General features: G+C 58.8%; 13 protein-coding genes and 4 pseudogenes. 6 read left to right on the forward strand and 11 right to left on the reverse strand.

Annotated features, from left to right (window positions below; all coding sequences use genetic code 11):
- Positions 1-104: 104 nt before the first annotated feature.
- Positions 105-502: pseudogene (locus B0G76_RS12835) on the reverse strand (MmgE/PrpD family protein); the annotation flags it as partial.
- Positions 503-1215: 713 nt separating this feature from the next.
- Here B0G76_RS12835 and B0G76_RS12840 point away from each other — a divergent pair.
- Complete coding sequence (locus tag B0G76_RS12840; protein WP_120292623.1) at positions 1216-2625, forward strand: MFS transporter; 1410 nt, start codon at positions 1216-1218, stop codon at positions 2623-2625.
- A gap of 506 nt (positions 2626-3131) precedes the next feature.
- On the opposite strand, the gene B0G76_RS12845 is transcribed toward B0G76_RS12840, so the two are convergent.
- A complete protein-coding gene (locus B0G76_RS12845) occupies positions 3132-4082 on the reverse strand; it encodes a LysR substrate-binding domain-containing protein (protein ID WP_120296340.1) in 951 nt (316 codons plus the stop codon).
- A gap of 407 nt (positions 4083-4489) precedes the next feature.
- Here B0G76_RS12845 and B0G76_RS12850 point away from each other — a divergent pair.
- Together B0G76_RS12850 and B0G76_RS12855 are read left to right on the forward strand one after the other, a co-directional pair.
- Positions 4490-4858, forward strand: a pseudogene (locus tag B0G76_RS12850) (acyl-CoA dehydrogenase family protein); the annotation flags it as partial.
- A 16-nt stretch (positions 4859-4874) separates the two neighbouring features.
- On the forward strand, positions 4875-6053 hold the full coding sequence (locus tag B0G76_RS12855) for a CaiB/BaiF CoA-transferase family protein (protein ID WP_120292625.1): 1179 nt from the start codon (positions 4875-4877) through the stop codon (positions 6051-6053).
- 177 nt (positions 6054-6230) lie between these two features.
- Here B0G76_RS12855 and B0G76_RS12860 read toward each other — a convergent pair whose 3' ends face one another.
- On the reverse strand, positions 6231-6836 hold the full coding sequence (locus B0G76_RS12860) for a TetR/AcrR family transcriptional regulator (protein WP_183082040.1): 606 nt from the start codon (positions 6834-6836) through the stop codon (positions 6231-6233).
- Between the two features lie 166 nt (positions 6837-7002).
- Here B0G76_RS12860 and B0G76_RS12865 point away from each other — a divergent pair, with 166 nt between their 5' ends.
- Together B0G76_RS12865 and B0G76_RS12870 are read left to right on the forward strand one after the other, a co-directional pair.
- Positions 7003-7332: a hypothetical protein gene (locus B0G76_RS12865; RefSeq protein WP_120292629.1), complete on the forward strand. Its 330-nt coding sequence runs from the start codon at positions 7003-7005 to the stop codon at positions 7330-7332.
- Between the two features lie 447 nt (positions 7333-7779).
- Positions 7780-7905: pseudogene (locus B0G76_RS12870) on the forward strand (IS5/IS1182 family transposase); the annotation flags it as partial.
- Positions 7906-8020: 115 nt separating this feature from the next.
- On the opposite strand, the pseudogene B0G76_RS12875 reads toward B0G76_RS12870, so the two are convergent.
- From B0G76_RS12875 to B0G76_RS12910, 8 genes and pseudogenes are all read right to left on the reverse strand, one after another.
- Positions 8021-8853: pseudogene (locus B0G76_RS12875) on the reverse strand (HpcH/HpaI aldolase/citrate lyase family protein).
- Positions 8850-10283, reverse strand: coding sequence for an MmgE/PrpD family protein (locus B0G76_RS12880; RefSeq protein ID WP_120292633.1), 1434 nt, complete (start codon positions 10281-10283; stop codon positions 8850-8852). The pseudogene B0G76_RS12875 and the gene B0G76_RS12880 overlap by 4 nt, the downstream one beginning before the upstream one ends.
- A gap of 244 nt (positions 10284-10527) precedes the next feature.
- Positions 10528-11601, reverse strand: coding sequence for a porin (locus B0G76_RS12885; protein ID WP_120292635.1), 1074 nt, complete (start codon positions 11599-11601; stop codon positions 10528-10530).
- Positions 11602-11792: 191 nt separating this feature from the next.
- The gene (locus B0G76_RS12890) at positions 11793-12272 is read right to left on the reverse strand and encodes a hypothetical protein (protein WP_147394042.1); all 480 of its coding nucleotides are present in this window, start codon (positions 12270-12272) and stop codon (positions 11793-11795) included.
- Positions 12269-12775 carry an SCO family protein gene (locus tag B0G76_RS12895; RefSeq protein WP_120292639.1) on the reverse strand — a complete coding sequence of 169 codons (507 nt, stop codon included), beginning with the start codon at positions 12773-12775 and terminating at the stop codon, positions 12269-12271. Before B0G76_RS12895 ends, B0G76_RS12890 begins: the two co-directional genes overlap by 4 nt.
- Positions 12776-12778: 3 nt before the next feature.
- Complete coding sequence (locus tag B0G76_RS12900; protein ID WP_120292641.1) at positions 12779-14398, reverse strand: hypothetical protein; 1620 nt, start codon at positions 14396-14398, stop codon at positions 12779-12781.
- A gap of 33 nt (positions 14399-14431) precedes the next feature.
- On the reverse strand, positions 14432-15178 hold the full coding sequence (locus B0G76_RS12905) for an SDR family oxidoreductase (protein ID WP_120292643.1): 747 nt from the start codon (positions 15176-15178) through the stop codon (positions 14432-14434).
- A gap of 31 nt (positions 15179-15209) precedes the next feature.
- Positions 15210-16652: an aldehyde dehydrogenase family protein gene (locus tag B0G76_RS12910; RefSeq protein ID WP_120296341.1), complete on the reverse strand. Its 1443-nt coding sequence runs from the start codon at positions 16650-16652 to the stop codon at positions 15210-15212.
- A gap of 274 nt (positions 16653-16926) precedes the next feature.
- Between B0G76_RS12910 and B0G76_RS12915 the strand changes: the two genes are divergently transcribed.
- Positions 16927-17841 (forward strand): LysR family transcriptional regulator, encoded by a 915-nt coding sequence (locus tag B0G76_RS12915; protein WP_120296342.1) that lies wholly within the window; start codon positions 16927-16929, stop codon positions 17839-17841.
- Positions 17842-17916 lie beyond the last annotated feature (75 nt).

The raw sequence follows: 17916 nt of genomic DNA on the forward strand, positions 1-17916 counted from the left end.
TCAGTTCCGCGCGCGGCTTGAACAGGTTCATCAATCTAAAGCACGAACTGGTGCAGCTAGCGCCGTGGCAATGGTTTCGCGCCAGTCCATGCCCACGTTGAACTTGCCTGATGCACAGTGCTCGACACAACTACCGCGCCAAGCACGTCGAGTGCGCCTCGATGCACATGCCCGGTGACATTCACCATCTCGTCCGGCGCGAGGGCAAGTTGCCGGACCACCGCAAGCAATGCGTCGGCGGCCGGGCGCGTGTGACGGCACGAGGCGGAGTACCTGAACGACGTCTCCGCGGTCGCCCAGCGTGTGCCGAGACCATCGGTGAGACGCGCCGGATCGCCGTCGGTCGAGATGCCGGCGGCCATCCCCTTCCCCTTCGAGAATCCGCGTCGCGCCCTCCAAGCCGTCGGCGGCAAGTTGCGCGGTCATCAGCCCGTTCGCAGCAATGCCACTGCTTCGAATCGGCCGCGTCGCGCAAGAACTCCCATAGACCGCTCGCCTGCGTAGCAACGCACTGCCGCGCATCATCAGATACCTTTCTGGGGATTTCGCCGCATGCCGAGACACACGCGATCATCCTGCCCCGCGCGGCTGCGTACTACGCTCCCGCGACTCCTCTGGCGATGGCGCGCGTAGCGAGTGCTCTGGCAGTCGACGATGCACCACAGGGACTGTTCGATCTCGCTGTGCGCCGCGACACGCCCATCGTCGCGCGAGGCCGCGGGCATGCAAACCGCCGATCTTGAGCGCGTAGCCGATGCCGCCCATGCCGCGCGCTACCCGAATCCGCGCCCCGCTGCAACGCGAAGCAATTCGTGCACTGCTGGAGGACGCATATTTCGGTCGTCGTCCGCGCGCCTCGACAGTCGCGAATTAGCCGCAAGATAACCCGATTCGGTGCGCGGATCCGACGCCCGATATGCGCACGTGCGACCAACGCAGCTGCTCAAAGTCCAGTTGTGCAACAAATATGGCCAGTGCCGAATGACCCATATGCGGATTCGGCATGTAGTCTATTACTCGCTCATCGTGGTGTATCTGACCTGCGACTCTCATACTTCGAACCAAACCCCCAAGTGCTGATTCTTCGACAGCGCATGAGAACGGGCTCGGTACGGAAAAGGATAGTCGGCGCCCGTGCGGCGCCAAAAGACGTCAAGTTACATATCGAAATCCACGCGTCAACGACAAGGCCGTGCATCAGGAGAAAGTAAAAAAATGACGTCAATCGACGCTTCGTTACCCACTGGGCGGGAAACAACAGCACAGTTGCAAGAGAATGATGCACTCGCCTTTCGCCCAGGGCGCGCCTGGTCCATGGTGGCGATCCTTGCATTGATGATTCTGCTCTCGTTCATCGATCGCTATGCGCTGACCGTGCTCGTTGGACCGATCAAGCATGACCTGCAGTTGACCGACACACAAATCGGTCTCCTGCTCGGCACGGCATTCGGCGTCTTTTACAGCTGCGTCGGCCTGCCGCTCGGTTACCTGGTCGACAACTACAACCGCCGCAACCTGCTGATAGCCGGCGTTGCGATCTGGTCGTCCATGACGGTACTCAGCGGGATCGCACACAACTTCACTGTCCTGTTCATCGGTCGCATGGGCGTCGGTTTCGGCGAGGCCGTGCTTACGCCAGCTGCCTATTCGCTGATCAAAGACGCATTTCCCGAGAATCTCCGCAGCCGTGCGTACGGTGTCTATGTTTTTGGATCTTCGGTCGGGATTGGCGCCTCGCTCGTCGTCGCAGGAGGGCTTGCGCATCTGTTCGACGGAGCGAATTCAAGTCATTTCTCCGTGCTTTCGGGTCTTTCGACCTGGCAATATGTTCTCCTTGTCATCGGAGCGGCCGGCTTTCCGATTGCTGCGCTTGGCTTGCTTATCCGGGAACCGATTCGGCGCGACTCCGAAGCGGGCGAATCGCCACGAATCGCCGATGTGCTCAGACACGTGCGCCTGAATCGGCGCATCTACTTTCCGCTCCTTGCCGTCTACGCGATTTGGGGGATATGTGTGTACTCCTACGGAGCATGGCTGCCAACCGCGATTGGACGCACATGGCAAGTGCCCGCGACTGTCGTCGGTCCGAAATACGGCTTTGTCACCATGTGCCTGGCCCCGCTCGCCGCGGTGCTATTTTCCCTGTTTTTCGATAGGCTAGTGCAGGCTCGCCGTGCCAGTCGAATCCCAATGTATGCTGGCGTCGCGTGCCTCGTGGTCGCCGTGCCGACCGCGATCGGGCCACTTGCGCTCTGGCCTGCACCGACCTGGATTTGCCTCGGCATCTCCACCTTCTTTTCCATGGGAGTGCAACTCGCGCTCATCGTCGTTCTGGCCCAGATCGCGCCGGGGCGAATGATCGGAAAGATGTCGGCGGCGTGTTTCCTTTGCCTGAACCTTGTTGGTCTCGGGCTTGGTCCTTCGTTGGTCGCATCGATTGCTGGAATCATTGGCGATAAGGCAAGCGCAATTGGGCAGGCATTGTCTATGACTGTCGGAGCTGGTTGGTTTTCAGTAGGTATCCTGTTTGTTTGGGTTTGGTTAGGCTTACGGCGACAGCGATCGCCACGAGCAGGCGATGCCTATACGCCATGTGCACATGAGCGGGACGCGGCCCACAGCTAGCCCCTACCTGATCGGAACCTCACTCTCCAAAGAGCCTTGCCCAGTGGGGCGGCAGCGTGCTGGCTGCCAGGGCGTCGTGTGAATTGCAGCAACTTGGCATCCCATGCGTAGATCCAGCAATTCCCGATGATGTGCAGATTGACTCGAAGATGGACAGCGACGGAGCGGCCGGATGCGCCTTTCAGAGAGCCTCTAATGTCGTGCAAAGACCGACCCACGGCATCGGCCCGACTGATCGCGGGCTTGCCGTGTCTGTAGCACGCGTTTGAACAGCCCGAAGACCGCTTTTGATAAAGGCTGCGGAACCCGTACTGGGTGCATCGGTCCGCCGGCAGCGTGTAGGTGGTGAGAATCCGTGACGATCCTGGCGAAAACGCCGACCGGCTAACCGCCCCGTCTAGCTTCGTCAACATCACTTGCGAACGAAATGAAAATCGCGGTCGAGCGCGGAGACTGGCCTTCTGCGCGCTGGCTGGGAGAGTGATGTCGTCTGGATAATGCCTTGCCTAGACAGCAACAGGCGAAACCTCACGCAGTTCGATTCCGGTCCAAACGCCGCTCGAGCAAAGCTCCGCGATCAGTTCGCAGATGGTCTGACGTACCGCAAGCGATGCGGAACTGACAGAAAGCGCATTTGGCCAGCAGAGGCTGGCCGGCCGACGGATAAGCGGGTCGACCAGGCGACGCCTCCTGGGCCGATCTGCCGGCCCACGCAGCGCAAGCGCCGAAGCAGGCAGAATTGTGGAGGCCGCCCCGGACTGCGCAATCGACAGCAACATAGGGAGCGAATCCACGTCCGCGATGATGTTCAGCGGCACCTGCTCGCGAGCGAAGGTGCGTTCGATCAGAAGTCGCAATCCGTTCGACACGCCAGGCGCCACAAGTGGTACGTCGGCCAATTCCGACAGCGCGCAGGTGCGCAAGCGTCCCGTCACCGCACCACCGGGCTCGCCCATCAAATACAGCTCCTCGTCGAGCACTGGCAGGGCACTGATGCCCGGGGTGTTCGTATCACGGAACAGTATCGCAAGATCGAGGCGGCCATTGGCGAGCAACTCGTTCAGGTAGCCGCTCATGCTTTCAAAAAACTGCAACCGGATGCCCGGGTAACGCTGCCTGACACGCTCAAATACCGGCATCGCCAGGATTGACGCCATCGTGGTGGGAAGCCCAATAGCAACCGTTCCCGATTCCGCCCCGACACCTTCCCGAACCTCCTGCCGCAGTTGCTCCATCTGATGCAGCACGAGACGCGCATGCCGATACATGGCCTGCCCCGCGGCGGTCGGCCTCACACCCTGCGAACTGCGGATGAGCAGTGGCACACCAACGTCGTCCTCCAGCTTCGCGATCTGCTGACTGAGTGACGGCTGCGCGACGTACAGCTTTTCCGCGGCCTTGCCGAGGCTCCCGTAATCGACGATGTTCACGAAGTAACGGAGCTGGCGTATGTCCATGATCGAAGGCTGCAGAAAGCGAAGAGCCATAGGATACGCCTATGCCCCGCAGATTCAATCGATATTTCCAGAGTACGGACTATTCACATAGAGTCGTCTCATTCCAATTCGAAAATGCTGCCCCTCGGTAGAGACGCCCCCAATGAATACTCCTCTGCCGGCCCCCGATTCGCAGCCGGTTCAGACGGTCACTGTCATCATTTCCCCTGCGCCGGCTGCCATGCTCAGCGCCACACTCGACTGTCGTGACGTTTCCCGTAGCGGCGACCCGATGCCTCCCATCTGGCATTGGCTCTATTTTTGGGCACCCTCACCGCAAGCGAAACTGGGAAGCAAGGGGCATCCGCAGAAAGGCGGGTTCCTCCCCGATCTCAGGCTGCCGCGGCGCATGGCCGCGGACGGCCGGATCACCTTACGTACAGGATCGTGTCGTGTTCGGACATCCGATTGGACAAAATCAGGGTGTCCAGTTCCCGATCGCGCGCTCGGTCATCAATGTCGGAGCGGCAAGCCTGATGCGTTTTGAGGCTGCGCGCTTCCATGCACACGAGCCGTGTGGCGCACGGACGGACATGGCGAAGCTGCTCGCCGCTGACGCATCGTGGGAAGTCGCGAACGCCTGTCTGCAGTTCCATGGCGGCTTTGGCTTCGCATCTGAGTACGACGTCGAACGCAAGTTCCGCGAGATGCGGCTCTATCAGGTTGCGCCGATCTTGACAAATCTGATTCTCTCCTATGTCGCCGAGCACATCCTCGGTCTGCCCCGCCCGTTTTAACAAGGAGTCTCCGACCATGCGCCCTCTCGAAGGAATCAAGGTCATCACGTTCGAGCACGCGATTGCGGCGCCGTTCTGTACACGCCAACTCGCAGACCTCGGAGCCCGCGTCATCAAGGTCGAACGCCCCGGCACCGGCGACTTCGCACGTAACTACGACGAGCGCGTCCACGGGCTCGCGTCGCACTTCGTGTGGACAAACCGCTCGAAGGAAAGCATCACCCTGGACGTCAAGCGACCGGAAGCCATGGAAGTCGTCCATGGCCTGCTGGCCAACGCCGATGTGTTCGTGCAGAATCTCGCGCCTGGCGCCACGCAGCGCCTCGGGCTCGACTACAAGGCCCTGCAGGCACGCTACCCGAAACTGATTGTCTGCGACATCTCCGGCTATGGGCTCGACGGCCCCTACCGCGACAAGAAGGCCTACGACCTGCTTATTCAGAGTGAGTCGGGCTTTCTCAGCATCACTGGCTCAGAAGGTGAGCCAGCGAAGGCGGGCTGTTCAATCGCCGACATCGCGGCAGGCATGCATGCGTACACCAACATTCTTGCGGCGCTCATCGAACGCGGGAAGACCGGGCGCAGCCGGCGCATTGATGTATCGATGCTGGAAAGCATGGTCGAGTGGATGAGCTACCCGTTGTACTACACGATGGACGGCCAGACGCCTCCCGAACGCACTGGCGCCTCGCATGCGACGATTTATCCGTACGGTTCGTTCAAGGCCGGCGACGGCAAAACGGTGATGCTCGGCCTCCAGAACGAACGGGAATGGAAGAGCTTCTGCGAAACGGTGATCCAGAAGCCGGGCCTCGCGGTCGACGCCCGTTTCTGCTCAAACAGCCGCCGCGTCGCGAACCGCGCCGAACTCGGCCATCTCATCAAGGAAGCGTTCACCAGCCTGACAGCGCGACAGGTCATTGAACGTCTCGAGGAGGCCAGGATTGCAAACGCCCATATGAACGACATGCAGGCGGTCTGGGCGCACGAGCAACTCGTCGCGAGAAAACGCTGGACCCGGGTCGCTACGCCGGCCGGTGAAATCCCCGCCCTGTATCCCCCCGGCCTCACGCAGGAAGACGGCCCCCGCATGGACCCGGTACCCGCGCTTGGCCAACACACCGACATGATTTTGCAGGAGCTTGGGTACGCCGAGGACCGCATTCAGGAGTTGCACCGGACCGGCACAGTCTGAGCTGGTCGCCGGTCGTCCCCGATTGCGCTTTCGATGGGCGGGATAACCGGCACGAACAGGAACGATTGCGGCGAGAAAGCAGCATTGCTCAAGTCGTCGCGTTGATGCGGAACGGGCTGCGCCCGCTTCGCTGCCAACAACGTAACAGCCCCCTCTCCGCCGGGGATGGCGATGTGCCTATTCCGACGGCTGATTCGCGGCTGCGGTCCACGCCGCGATGAACGTATCGGCAATCGTGATTGCCAGTTTCTCCCCGGACGACCATTTCCTGGTCTCCAGGTGCATCGGAACGGCTACCGCGCCGTGAATCGCCACAACAAAGCTGTCGGTGGCTAACTTTAGCGGCATCGGGTAGCACGGCAGCGTATCGAAGAAATCACGGACAGCGGCTCGATACTGCTCGTACGCACGAATGGCCACTTCGGATTGTCCAAATGGGGCGCCATCGCCAGACTTCGACATCTCGCCGGTTCGGGGCGAACCAGAGAGCAGGATCTCGTATTGCTCGAAGTGCGCGCGCCAATGACGCAGCATGGTGACTAACAATTTGCGAAGGCGCGCGGCAGGGTCCGTCCCGCGCTGTGCCACCGCGGCAATCTCGGCGATTGCGTCCGCCAGATCCGTTTCCCTGCTAGCGACAAACAGCGCTTGCCGGTCGGCGAAGTAGTGATAGACGATAGTTGGGGCGTAACCAGCATCAGCGGCAATGCCTCGCAACGACACCTTGGCGTAGTCCCGCGTCGCAAAAACGCGTCGGCCGGCCTCGATCAGCGCCTGGCGCACCGCTGCTTTTTCTGTGGGCGAGCGTGCACGCTTCTTCGATATCCGCGTGATCCCTTCCCCGCGCTGGCCTGCCTCCTCCTGCACAACCACGTCTGCTGGCAACTTTTTCGTTGTACCTCTCATGTATCGCATACGCCTGTTTCACCGATAACCCCTGAGGCTTCAGATGACCTTTGAGCCCGTCGGCAACACCGATCCTGCGCAGGTTCGGCATTTGCGAGTGGTCGGTCCTTGCACGCCAGAAACCGATACAACGCACCTGAAATTCTCCGCCATGAATCGCGACTTTCCACTCGACAACGCATCCTTGACCGAAACCATTGCTGAGGAGTTTCAAAGGCCGATTCTGGAGGATAAGGTGCTGATGGAAGACCAGCAGCGCAACTGGCACGGCGATGGCGAGGGCGTCAAGATGATCGATCTGGCTGTTTTTGATCGGGCTCCGCGTGCGGCGAGGCGGATGCTGGAGCGCCTGGTCCAGGCCGAGCAGCAGTAAGGCTGCTCAGCATTTTATTCTTCCATAGGAAGACGTCTGGCGTTGCACGAACTTTTTTTCGTGGCAGCCTTTCGTACGTGCTGCCGCGTGCCGACTACACGATATGGGGCGCCTGATGAAGACGTTCCAAATCGAACCGACATGTCAACGCTGAGAACCCGTTTCGTTCGGCGCCGACTCACACAGCAGCGCGATGCACCGCGTCTTTAGCTGCGGTTCGATAAATCGCTTGCCGGCGACACCGAAGCAGCGTCCGTCTCGCGCTTGCATTCCAATCGTCGACGCATCGGAAAAAATTGTCGACACCCCGTCCACGGCCACCGCGATTCTGCGGACCCCTGCGCGCGGAAAATTTGGTTCCCCGACCTCGCCATGAATGTCCCCAATGCCGACCAATTTCTGAAGACAGAGAATGCGCAAGTCGGTGCCAACGGCTACCTGCTCAAGGAAGACACGGTGCTCGATGCTACGCTGATTGCTGCGCCGATTTCGACGAAGAACCATGACGGAGAGCGCGACGCCAAGATGCATCAGACCAAGAAGGGCAACCACCGGCATTTCAGCATGAAGGCTTCGATGGAAACCCACGGCCAGTTGCAAACATTGTTGTGAATGGAGCCGCGAACCGCCACGAGCGGGTCGCGGCCTCGCTATCGACACACGTGGGCAACGAGCCAAGTGCCCTATCTCACGTGGCACCCATGATCTGCCTTGCTTTACGAATTACTGGCAAATCCACCATTTTTCCATCGAGTTGGACTGCCGCACCCCCGCTCAATTCGATCGCTTCCAGCACACGCCGCGCCCACGTTTGCTCCGCATTGCTCCACGCGTACGCGCAATGCACCGGGTCGATCTGCTTTGGATGAATGCACAGCTTGCCACCGAAGCCGAAGCGGCGTCCGCGTCGTGCGTCAGCTTCGATGACGGCGGCGTCGTCAAGTGCAGTGCTCACGCCATCGACCGGTGCCGCAAGATTCGCGAGCCTTGACGCCAGCACGATCTGTGAGCGGAATGCGTTCAGCACTTCGTCATCGCCTTCGATCCCGAGGTCCATCTGAAAATCCAGCGTGCCGAATACCATGCGGGTGACGTGCGGCGAGCCGCATAGCTCGCTCACATTCGCGATGCCACGCGCGGTTTCGATGATCGGCAGCACGGTTAAGCCGCCATGTGCGTGCGCGAGCACCGCTTCTATCTGCGTCCGCATTTCGGCTTTCGGCAACACGATACCGGCAACGCCGGCGTGACCGGCGAGCGCGGCCACGTCGTCGGCGAACCACGGTGTATCGAAGGCGTTGATACGTACCATCACGCATCGCGCCTCACCGGACGCACCAGCCACGGTCAACGCGTCGAGCACGCGAACCACCGCCGTGCGCGCAGCGGGTTTGTCCTCGGGGGCACAGCGTCTTCGAGGTCGAGAATCACTGCATCGGCACCCGCGGCGCGCGCCTTGTCGAACCGCTCGTGCCGGTTGCCCGGCACGAACAGATACGATCGCGGCAACCCGGCGCTCACGCAGCCCCCCTGGCTGTCTCGCTGACGTTAGCGGCTGCCTGAGCACTCGCATCGAGCTCAGCCACACCGCCCCCCTCGAGCACTCCCGTCACACGTGGCTGCGATACGATCTGCCACGCGCGATCCAGCAGCCGCGACACTTCCTCTTGCGATGCCGCACCGGAGAACGCCACGAGACGTCGCAGCTTCGTCGCCAGTTCGTCGCGCGACAGCGTGTTGCCCGGATCCCCCTTCGGTTCATCGACGCGGCCTGCGAGCGTGCGCCCGTCCCGAGTCGTCACCGTCACCTTGCCGATCCAGCGCGCCGGATACGCGTAGTCGACTTCATCGTCGTAGACCATCGGCACCTTGTCGCGAAATGTGGCAATCGTGTCCGCAGAAAAGTCATTTTCGAACTCCGAAACGCCCGCATAGCCGTGATGCACAACAAGACCCAACACCGTGCCCATGTTGAACTCCGCCTGATGCACGGTGCTCGGCACAACTACCACGCCAAGCACGTCGAGTGCGCCCTGATGCACATGCGCCGTGACGTTCACGATGTCGTCCGGCGCGAGGGCATGTTGCCGGACCACCGCAAACAATGCGTCGGCGGCCGGGTGCGTGTGGCGGCACGCGGCGTAATACTTGAACGACGTCTCCGCGGTCGCCCAGCGTGTGCCGAGACCATCGGTGAGACGTGCCGGATCGGCGTCGGTCGACATGCCGGCAGCCACCCCCTTGTCGCCTTCGAGAATTCGCGTCGCGCCCTTGAAGCCGTCGGCGGCAAATTGCGCGGCCATCAGCCCATTTGCAGCGGCCATCGCCGTATGCAACTGCTTCGAATCGGCCGCGTCGCGCAAGAACTCCCATAGTCCGCTCGCCTGCGTGCCCGCCGAGCCGAACGCGTCGACCATCTGTGACGGCGTGAGGCCAAGCAGCCGTCCCGCGGTCGCCGCTGCGGCCAGCGTGCCGGCAGTGTCGGTCGTGTGAAATACCTTGTAGTGGGAGCGCCCGAGGAACTCACCGATGCGGATACCGGTTTCATAACCCACCACGACAGCAGCGATAAACCCGCGGCCCGACACATGATGCGCCTGTGCCAACGCGAGCGCGACAGGAAACACGACGGTCGCCGGATGGAACACCGATCCATTGTGCACGTCGTCCTGTTCGGCAAAGTGCGAAGCCGCCGCGTTCACCATCGCCGCGAAATACGGCGTTGCGCGCGTGCGGTCGATCAAGACTTCCGATGGACCTTCCAACCCGCCGCCCGCCCCGCGCGCAAACTGCGCGATCGTTTCGACGGGCCGCGCGCCTTTGCCGGCAAGCGCCGCGCCAAGCCAGTCCACATACAGATTCACAGTACGTTCGACGACACCCGACGGGATGCTTTCGAAGTCCAGTTGCGCGGCAAATGTCGCGAGGGCGAGGCTTGGGTGATCGGCCATGAAAGTCTGGATTTCCAAGTGTTGCGTTAAATTTTTTGAATGGTGTTCAGTCGAAAAGCACGCGCTGGTATCGATTAATCACGCCAGCAGCGCACTGCCGCGCATCGTCGAATAACCTTCCCAGAATTTCGCCGACATCTCAGTGCTGCCGCCGGCCACGGACAGCATGGCGACAAAAAATCCCCCGCCCTCCGGAATTCTGGAGAACGACCGATCACAAAGATGAGTCTTTTCAAACGGCCTCTCAGAAGGAATGCCGTATCCCGATGTTGCCGCCGACGGAGGTGCCTGATACCTCTCTGATAAAGCTTACGTTGTTCACGGCCAGTCCGGTGTTCATTGCACCGTGATTGTTCACAACCGCGACCTGAGCATAAAGTGACGTTCGCTTGGAAGCATAGTAGTCCGTCCCCACGGCGGCTAGCACCGAGTGATTCGATGTGTCGTTTCGGTCACTGGTGTACCACACGCCACCATTCACATCGACAAAAGGCGTGATCTGATATTTGGCTCCGCCCCCATAGACATTGGCATTGAAAGAGTGAGCCACTTTGTAATTGACAAAGGAAGCCTTGACGATCAAAGGTCCGAACGTATACGCGGCTCCCACGGTTCGCCCTTCGAACGCAACGGTGGTTGGGACGGGAGTCTGGACTGTGCCTCCACTATTTCCGTCATAGAACGCCGCGTTGATCATGAGCGAGGCATTTTCATACTTGAGACTGGTTGACCACTGACGTCCAGCCGAAAAATCGCCCGCCTTCCCACCGAGCGCGAGCATCGCTTGCCCCTGGAAACCCGCAAGCTTTGGGCTCGTGTACGACACCGCGTTGGAATTGAAGGCGCCGGTGACGGCCACGTTATCGCCATAGAGCACCAAACCGCTGCCGAATTCGGAATGCTGACGGGGATCGGATGCGTACAGGGCGGTGAAAAACGGAGAAAATTGCAAGCCAGCCTTGACCATACCAAAGTTTCCCTCGAGCCCAACCCAGGCCTGCCGTCCGAAGAAGTTTCCATTGGAGCTGTTGAAACCACCATTGGTCATGTTGATACCACTTTCGATCTTAAACTCCGCCTTCATTCCTGAGCCGAGGTCCTCGACACCCTGAATGCCGAACAACGACGGCCCATTGCCGGCGTCGGCCACGGCGAATGTCTTGCCTGCATTGCCACCCGACGCATTCACCGTCTTGCTGGAAAATTGAATTGCGGCGCCAGCGATCCCGTATAGCGTAACGCTGGACTGAGCGTGCGATGTACTGGCCATTGCAACGAAGATGGCGCTCGTCGCGAGTTTCATTTTGCTTATCTTCATCGTCGATATGTCTCCATTTAATTTATAGTATTACTAATTATTTTATATAAACAGACACTAGCTTTGTACGGCGACTACTCCATCACAAGTCTTTTTCATTCCGCTGGAAACTCGTCGACCATTAGCGTGCAAGGTGTTTCGTTCCCGATACTGGTTATTCAACTGGAATTGCGCGCGGTCGATTCTGCGGACTAGTCACCGCAGGAGTACACTTCGTAGCCGATCGTTCTTTCACCACCAACTGCGCGGTTGCTTCGGCCGCAGTTTTTCAAAATACTCCTGATGCAGGCAAACACGCTCATAATGCCCGCCATTGCGAGCATCATGAAGATAGGACTCTGTGCGCCGTCTATGAAGTAAAGCACAACGATCTCGGCAGACAACATTTCCAGCAGAAAGCCCCCCGTACGGACCATCGTACCGATCGGATTTCTGGCGGTCCGACCAAAATCCGTCGCTACAAGGAAGAAAGGTGCAAGCAGCATGCCAAGGTGTGCAGCTGGCATCATGGCAATGTGCAGGCGAAAGCTATCGACCAGCGAATTCGACGAGCTACAAACGGCGATCACCGATCCTGTTGGATTCCTCAATATATCGACGTAAAATCCCAAAACCATGAATGTCACAGAAAAAGCGGTACAAGACCACGGAGAGGTGACACGCCGTGTCATCCCGCCCTCTCTGGCAGAACCAACTGCTTTAATTTTTCCGCAAGCTCCTGCGCATTACCCGCATCGACAAAATGGGCCAGGTAAGCGCCCTTCCGGTCGAGGAGGAAAGAGAATGCGGTATGCGGCACCACATACCCGTCCGGCGCATCAGGATCATCTTTGCGTTCCGCGTAAACTTTGTACGTGCTTTTGACAGCAGTTATATGCTCCCGATCCCCCGTCAAGCCAAGGAAACGCGGATTAGTCCGTTCGAGGAAGGCTTGCATAACTTCTGGGCTATCGCGCTCGGGGTCGACGGTGATGTAGAGAGGTTGAATCTCGTCAGCCAGGTCCCCGATCAAATCCAGCGCCTGGGAGATCCGCGCAAGTGCGCGCGGACATACCACTTTACAATGCGTGAAGCCGAAAAACAGTAGCGCATACTTTCCGTGAAAACTAGCATCAGTCACTGGCTGTCTGAAATGATTGGTGAGCGCAAAGGCGCCCCCTACAGGTGCACTCATCGTTCAACTCCACATCAAAATGAAATTCGTTGTCTCACCCACAGACGCCTCGATCAGCAGCAACTCATCTTGCCATTGAACATGAACAGCATCACAAGCGTCGATTCGACTCGCGTTGCCGGACGCAACTTTCATCGCGTTCCTGTATAGCGTCCAATTGCCCGAACGACCACGCGCGTTGCCGATCTCCAGGCGGGCGGTCCGATCGGCCCCAATACTTCTCAACGTCAAGACCAGCGCGTCGCGTTCCCTCGAGAAGATCGCGCGCAGGACGTCGATCTTTTCGCTCAGCCCGTGTAACGCAGGCTGCTTGAAATGCTCCTCCTCCCATGGATGGTTGTAAAGCGTGCGCAACCCATCCTTCACGTTAAGACGCGCGTGAGCGATCGACCCGTTTCCGCACCATGGATCCATATAGGTGAGGTGGCCTTCGTCGTTCCAGCTGACGTCATTGCGCGGATAATAAAGCCCTCCGTCACGCCACGACGGCTGCATGAAACGATCGGCATGAGCGAGGAGTCCGGCGAGGCGTTCCTTGTCGCCGACCTCGGAAATGAACGGGAGAATGAAGGCGAGATCGTAATAGCCGGTGTTGAAAACATGCCGACGAAAATCTACGCATACCTCCGGATCCTTGTCTGATGCAATGGCTGCGTGCACCTGTTCGGCCAATTGCATAGGCCAGATCGAGATTGTCCCATCGGGGCCTTCCCTGAAGACTTCATCGAAGTTCCGTGCGTAAAACTCCCGTACGATTACCGGATTCCATGTGTTCATGAATGTCAGGGAATAGGCATCCCAAACGCTCGCATAACCGGGTTCAAGTTTGAAATCCTCAGTCGGTTTATAGAAGACGACCAACTTACCCTTATCGGTGATCCAACCTTTCTGCTCCCATGCCGACTGGAAGCTTCGCGTGAGATCCGTCGTTATATTTGTTCCCCGCCGGATGTCGTTGAGACGCTGGCCAATGATTGCGTACTGATTGCAGACGACGAAGGTCATGTTCGGCTCACACGAAACGCCGAGGAACCCAGTCTCCGCCATTTGCCAATAGATCCTCTCGTTGAGAGAGCCAAGGTCGTACTCGAAAGTCAGCGGCCCTCCGCCATAGGGGAAGGGATATTCAAGATTGAGACCACCTGGTTTTTCGTAGCGGTCGTCGTCGAACAGGACGGCATGCAGACCGGCCATCACCGCCAATCGACCGCTATACATGATATTTTCTTTGACGACGGGATCAATCCAACCTTGACGCGGCCCGCTGAGTGTCTTGTCATACCAGGGCCCAGATGTACTCATGTCTCGCCAATAATTCCAGACATCGACGCGGCGCATCTTCTCAATGAGCTTGATCGACGTTTCGCGAAATGCACCTGGGGCTGCGGGCAGATGGTGATAATGCGCGAGGGCAAGGGCCCAGTACAGCGCACCGAGTTGCTTGAAAATGGTCCCGCCTGCATGCCATGAATCGGGCCCGCCCATGTACGACCAATCGCCTGAAAACTGGTTGGCAAGGTTATGTATATTGCGAATGTGGCCGACCTGCTGATCGTCCAGCACAGCCAAACCGGAAACATCGAAAGGTGCATGATTGACCGCATCGGCGTCATCTCTGGTCATTGTCTACTCCGTGTCTATCTGTCTTTTTTCTATTCAGATCGTCCGACCACCATCGACCGGCAACTCGATGCCGGTAAGGAAATTGGCGGTTGCGAGATAGCAAGCGGCTTGCGCAACGTCGTCCGCCTCGCACAAACGCCCTAACGGAATTGTGTCAACGAATTTCTTGCGCGCCTCCGTCGTGTCAGGTACGCCTAAAAACGACTCCAACATGCCAGTGGCCCCGATCACCGGGCAGATCGCATTGACTCGAATTTTCCACGGCGCCAATTCGACTGCGAGTGACTTGGAAAGTATATTGACCGCCCCCTTGGAACCGTTATACCAAGTCAGACCGGGACGAGGGCGAATGCCAGCCACTGAACCAACGTTTATGATTACTCCCCCACCGTTCTCACGCATCGCCGGCACCACAGCCTGGGACATGTGGAAAATCGACTTGACGTTGACGTTGAACACGCGGTCGAAAGTCGCTTCGTCCACGTCGAGAAGTGACTGATTGCGGTGGGTATATCCAGCATTGTTGACTACGATGTCAGGTACACCGAACGCCTCGCTCACTTTCGCGAGTGCAGCGTCGATTTCCGCACGCGAAGATACGTCGACACGAACGGCGATGGCCCGCCCCCGGCCTAAACGCGCGGCTACTTCACTCGCCTTCTCTTCATTCAGGTCGAGCAGCGCGACTTTAGCGCCACCATCAGCAAAATGTCGCGCAATAGCCGCGCCAAATCCGCCAGCTGCACCTGTCACGATGGCGATCTTATCTTGCAGACTCATAGGGTTGTCTCATATGTAGGTATGACAGCGCTTAACCGTGGTGCTGGACCATGGTTTTCGTCGTAGTGAAATCGTGGAGAGCGGCGAAACCTTTTTCTCGCCCATGGCCACTCTTTCGCGACCCGCCGAAAGGTAGCTCGATTCCAGCACCCGCGCCGTAACAATTGATGAAAACCTGTCCTGCCCTCAGACGCTTGCCAACCCGAATCTGACGTGCCCCATCGCGGGTCCAGATGCCGGCGGCCAGGCCGTACTCGGTGCTATTGGCCAATTCAATGGCGTCCGCCTCGTCTTCGAAAGGCAGCACACAGAGCACCGGGCCAAAGACTTCCTCGTGCGCCAACGAGTTGTCGCGCGGTACCGGCCCAAACAGCGTCGGCGTGGTGTAGAAACCATGCGGATCGACACCATCCTCAATCAGCCCTTGCGCCAGCACCGGTACGCCGGCCCGTACAGCGGCGTCGATGAAGCCCTGCACTCGTGTCTGCTGTTTGTGCGTAATGATCGGTCCGCAATCGCGCCTCATTTCCGGCGCACCCACCCGCACGCGGACAAAGGCATCGGCCAAACGCTTCACGAAGGTGTCGTAAGCGCTACGCTGAACCAGCACACGGCTTCCAGCCGAGCAGGTTTGCCCGCTATTCTGGATGATCGCGTTGATGATGACGGGAACGGTGGAGTCGAAGTCGGCATCGGCAAACACAAGTTGCGGCGATTTTCCTCCCAGTTCCAGCGTGCAGGTAATGTAGTGATCAGCACACAGCTTCTGTATGATCTGCCCTACCTGGGGCGAGCCGGTGAAGGACATGAAATCCACCCCGCCGTGCGCGGCCAGGGCCGCGCCGGCGGTCGCACCGGCTCCCGTGACGACGTTGATTGCTCCCGGTGGAAAGCCGATCTCTGTTGCAACCTCCGCCAATCGCAAAGCGGTAGCGCAAGCGTCCTCGGCAGGCTTAAGCACGGTGGCGTTCCCGGCAGCCAGCGCCGGCGCCAGCGTACGGCCGAACATTTGCGCCGGATAGTTCCAGGGCAGGATGTGACCGGTGACACCGTGAGGCTCCCGCAGCACGGACACTTGATAGCCTGTCTGATAGGGAATGGTCTCGCCGTGCAGCTTATCTGCGGCACCGCCATAGAACTCGAAGTAGCGCGCCAATGCAGCGATGTCTGCTTTTGCGACCTGAATCGGCTTACCCGTATCACGGGATTCCATCGTCGTAAGTTCGTCGGCGAGATCTGCTATTCGCTGTCCAAAACGACTGAGAAGCCGACCACGTTCACATGCACTGGTGCGTCCCCATGCCCCTACGTCATAGGCTGCTCGGGCTGCTGCGACGGCCGCGTCGACATCCCGTGCGTCGCTGTCGGCAATCTGGCCGTATGACCGGCCGGTTGCCGGCTCTATGGTTGGCAAAGTCGCCTCGCTGTGCGGCGCTCGCCACTCGCCATCGATGAAATTTTTGCTGGACTCCAAATTCATACTCCTACCCGCACCTGATCCCGCGGAACGTAAAGTGTTCGAATATCAAACCCAAAAACTGCGCGGCTCGACGGATGGTCTTACATATGGAGGTCACACCCTTACCCCTCTTTGGCGCATGTTGCCTGCGCCTTGATCGCTTCGAAGACTCACTTCGGGTCGAAGTCAGTAGCAAAGTGACCTCCGACTCCTGTGAAAATACTAATGGTCAATCTATTAGTCGTCCAATATATTCCAGAGCATCGAATCATTAGATCTGGATATGAACATGGAGCTACGACACCTGCGATACTTCCTGGCGATTGCTGAGGAATTGCATTTCACTCGGGCGGCAGAACGCGTGGGCATCGGACAGCCTCCTCTGAGCCAGCAAATCAAGCAGCTTGAAGAGGAGTTGGGGGCCCCTTTATTCCTACGCACGGCCCGCGGAGTGGCCTTGACTGCAGCAGGTGAAGCATTCAGGCCGCACGCCGAAGCCGCCATACGCGAAGCTGAGCGTGCGGAGCTTGCGGTCCGGCGCGTCGCATGCGGAGAGCAAGGCAATATCCACATCGGCTTCACCAGCTCGGCGTCTTTCAACCCGTTGGTACCCGCCATCATCAGCAGTTTCCGCGAAGTCAATCCGGACGTAGAAATTAACCTGGTTGAGGAAACTTCCTCATCGTTACTCACCCACCTCGCCAACACCAAGCTCGACATCGCATTTTTGCGAGCAGCCCTTGTCGAAAGAAGTGCATTGACCACAGTGGCCCTGCCTGACGAACCTTTATGGATCGCGTTGCCAGCGAGACATCCGCTGGCCGAACGTACCGAGTTGAGATTGGTTGAATTGGCGAGCACTCCATTCATCCTGTATCCACGCCGCAACGGAAATCTGCTTTACGACACCATCATCTCGGCATGCCGCAGCGTCGGCTTCAGCCCTAACGTCGTCCAGGAAGCTCCGCAAATGGCTTCAATGGTTAACTTCGTCGCCGCTGGCGTGGGCGTCGCGCTAGTGCCCCGTTCCATGTGCCAACTGCACGCCGAAGGTGTGTCCTATGCGCGTATCTCACCTCCTGCACCCACTGCAATGCTCTGGCTTGCGCATCATCGGACGGACAAAATATCGAGCGTAATCCACGCATTCATGCGTTGCGCCGAAACTATCTTGCAAGCCCGGTCAACGGGGTTGCCCCGATAAGGACGTCGGATAATGACGATGACGGGCTATACATATTCCGGATGAAGGAATGGAATGCAGCGCAGCGGACAAAGT

The sequence above is a fragment of the Paraburkholderia sp. BL23I1N1 genome (genome assembly GCF_003610295.1).
In the GTDB taxonomy this organism is placed as follows: Bacteria; Pseudomonadota; Gammaproteobacteria; order Burkholderiales; family Burkholderiaceae; genus Paraburkholderia.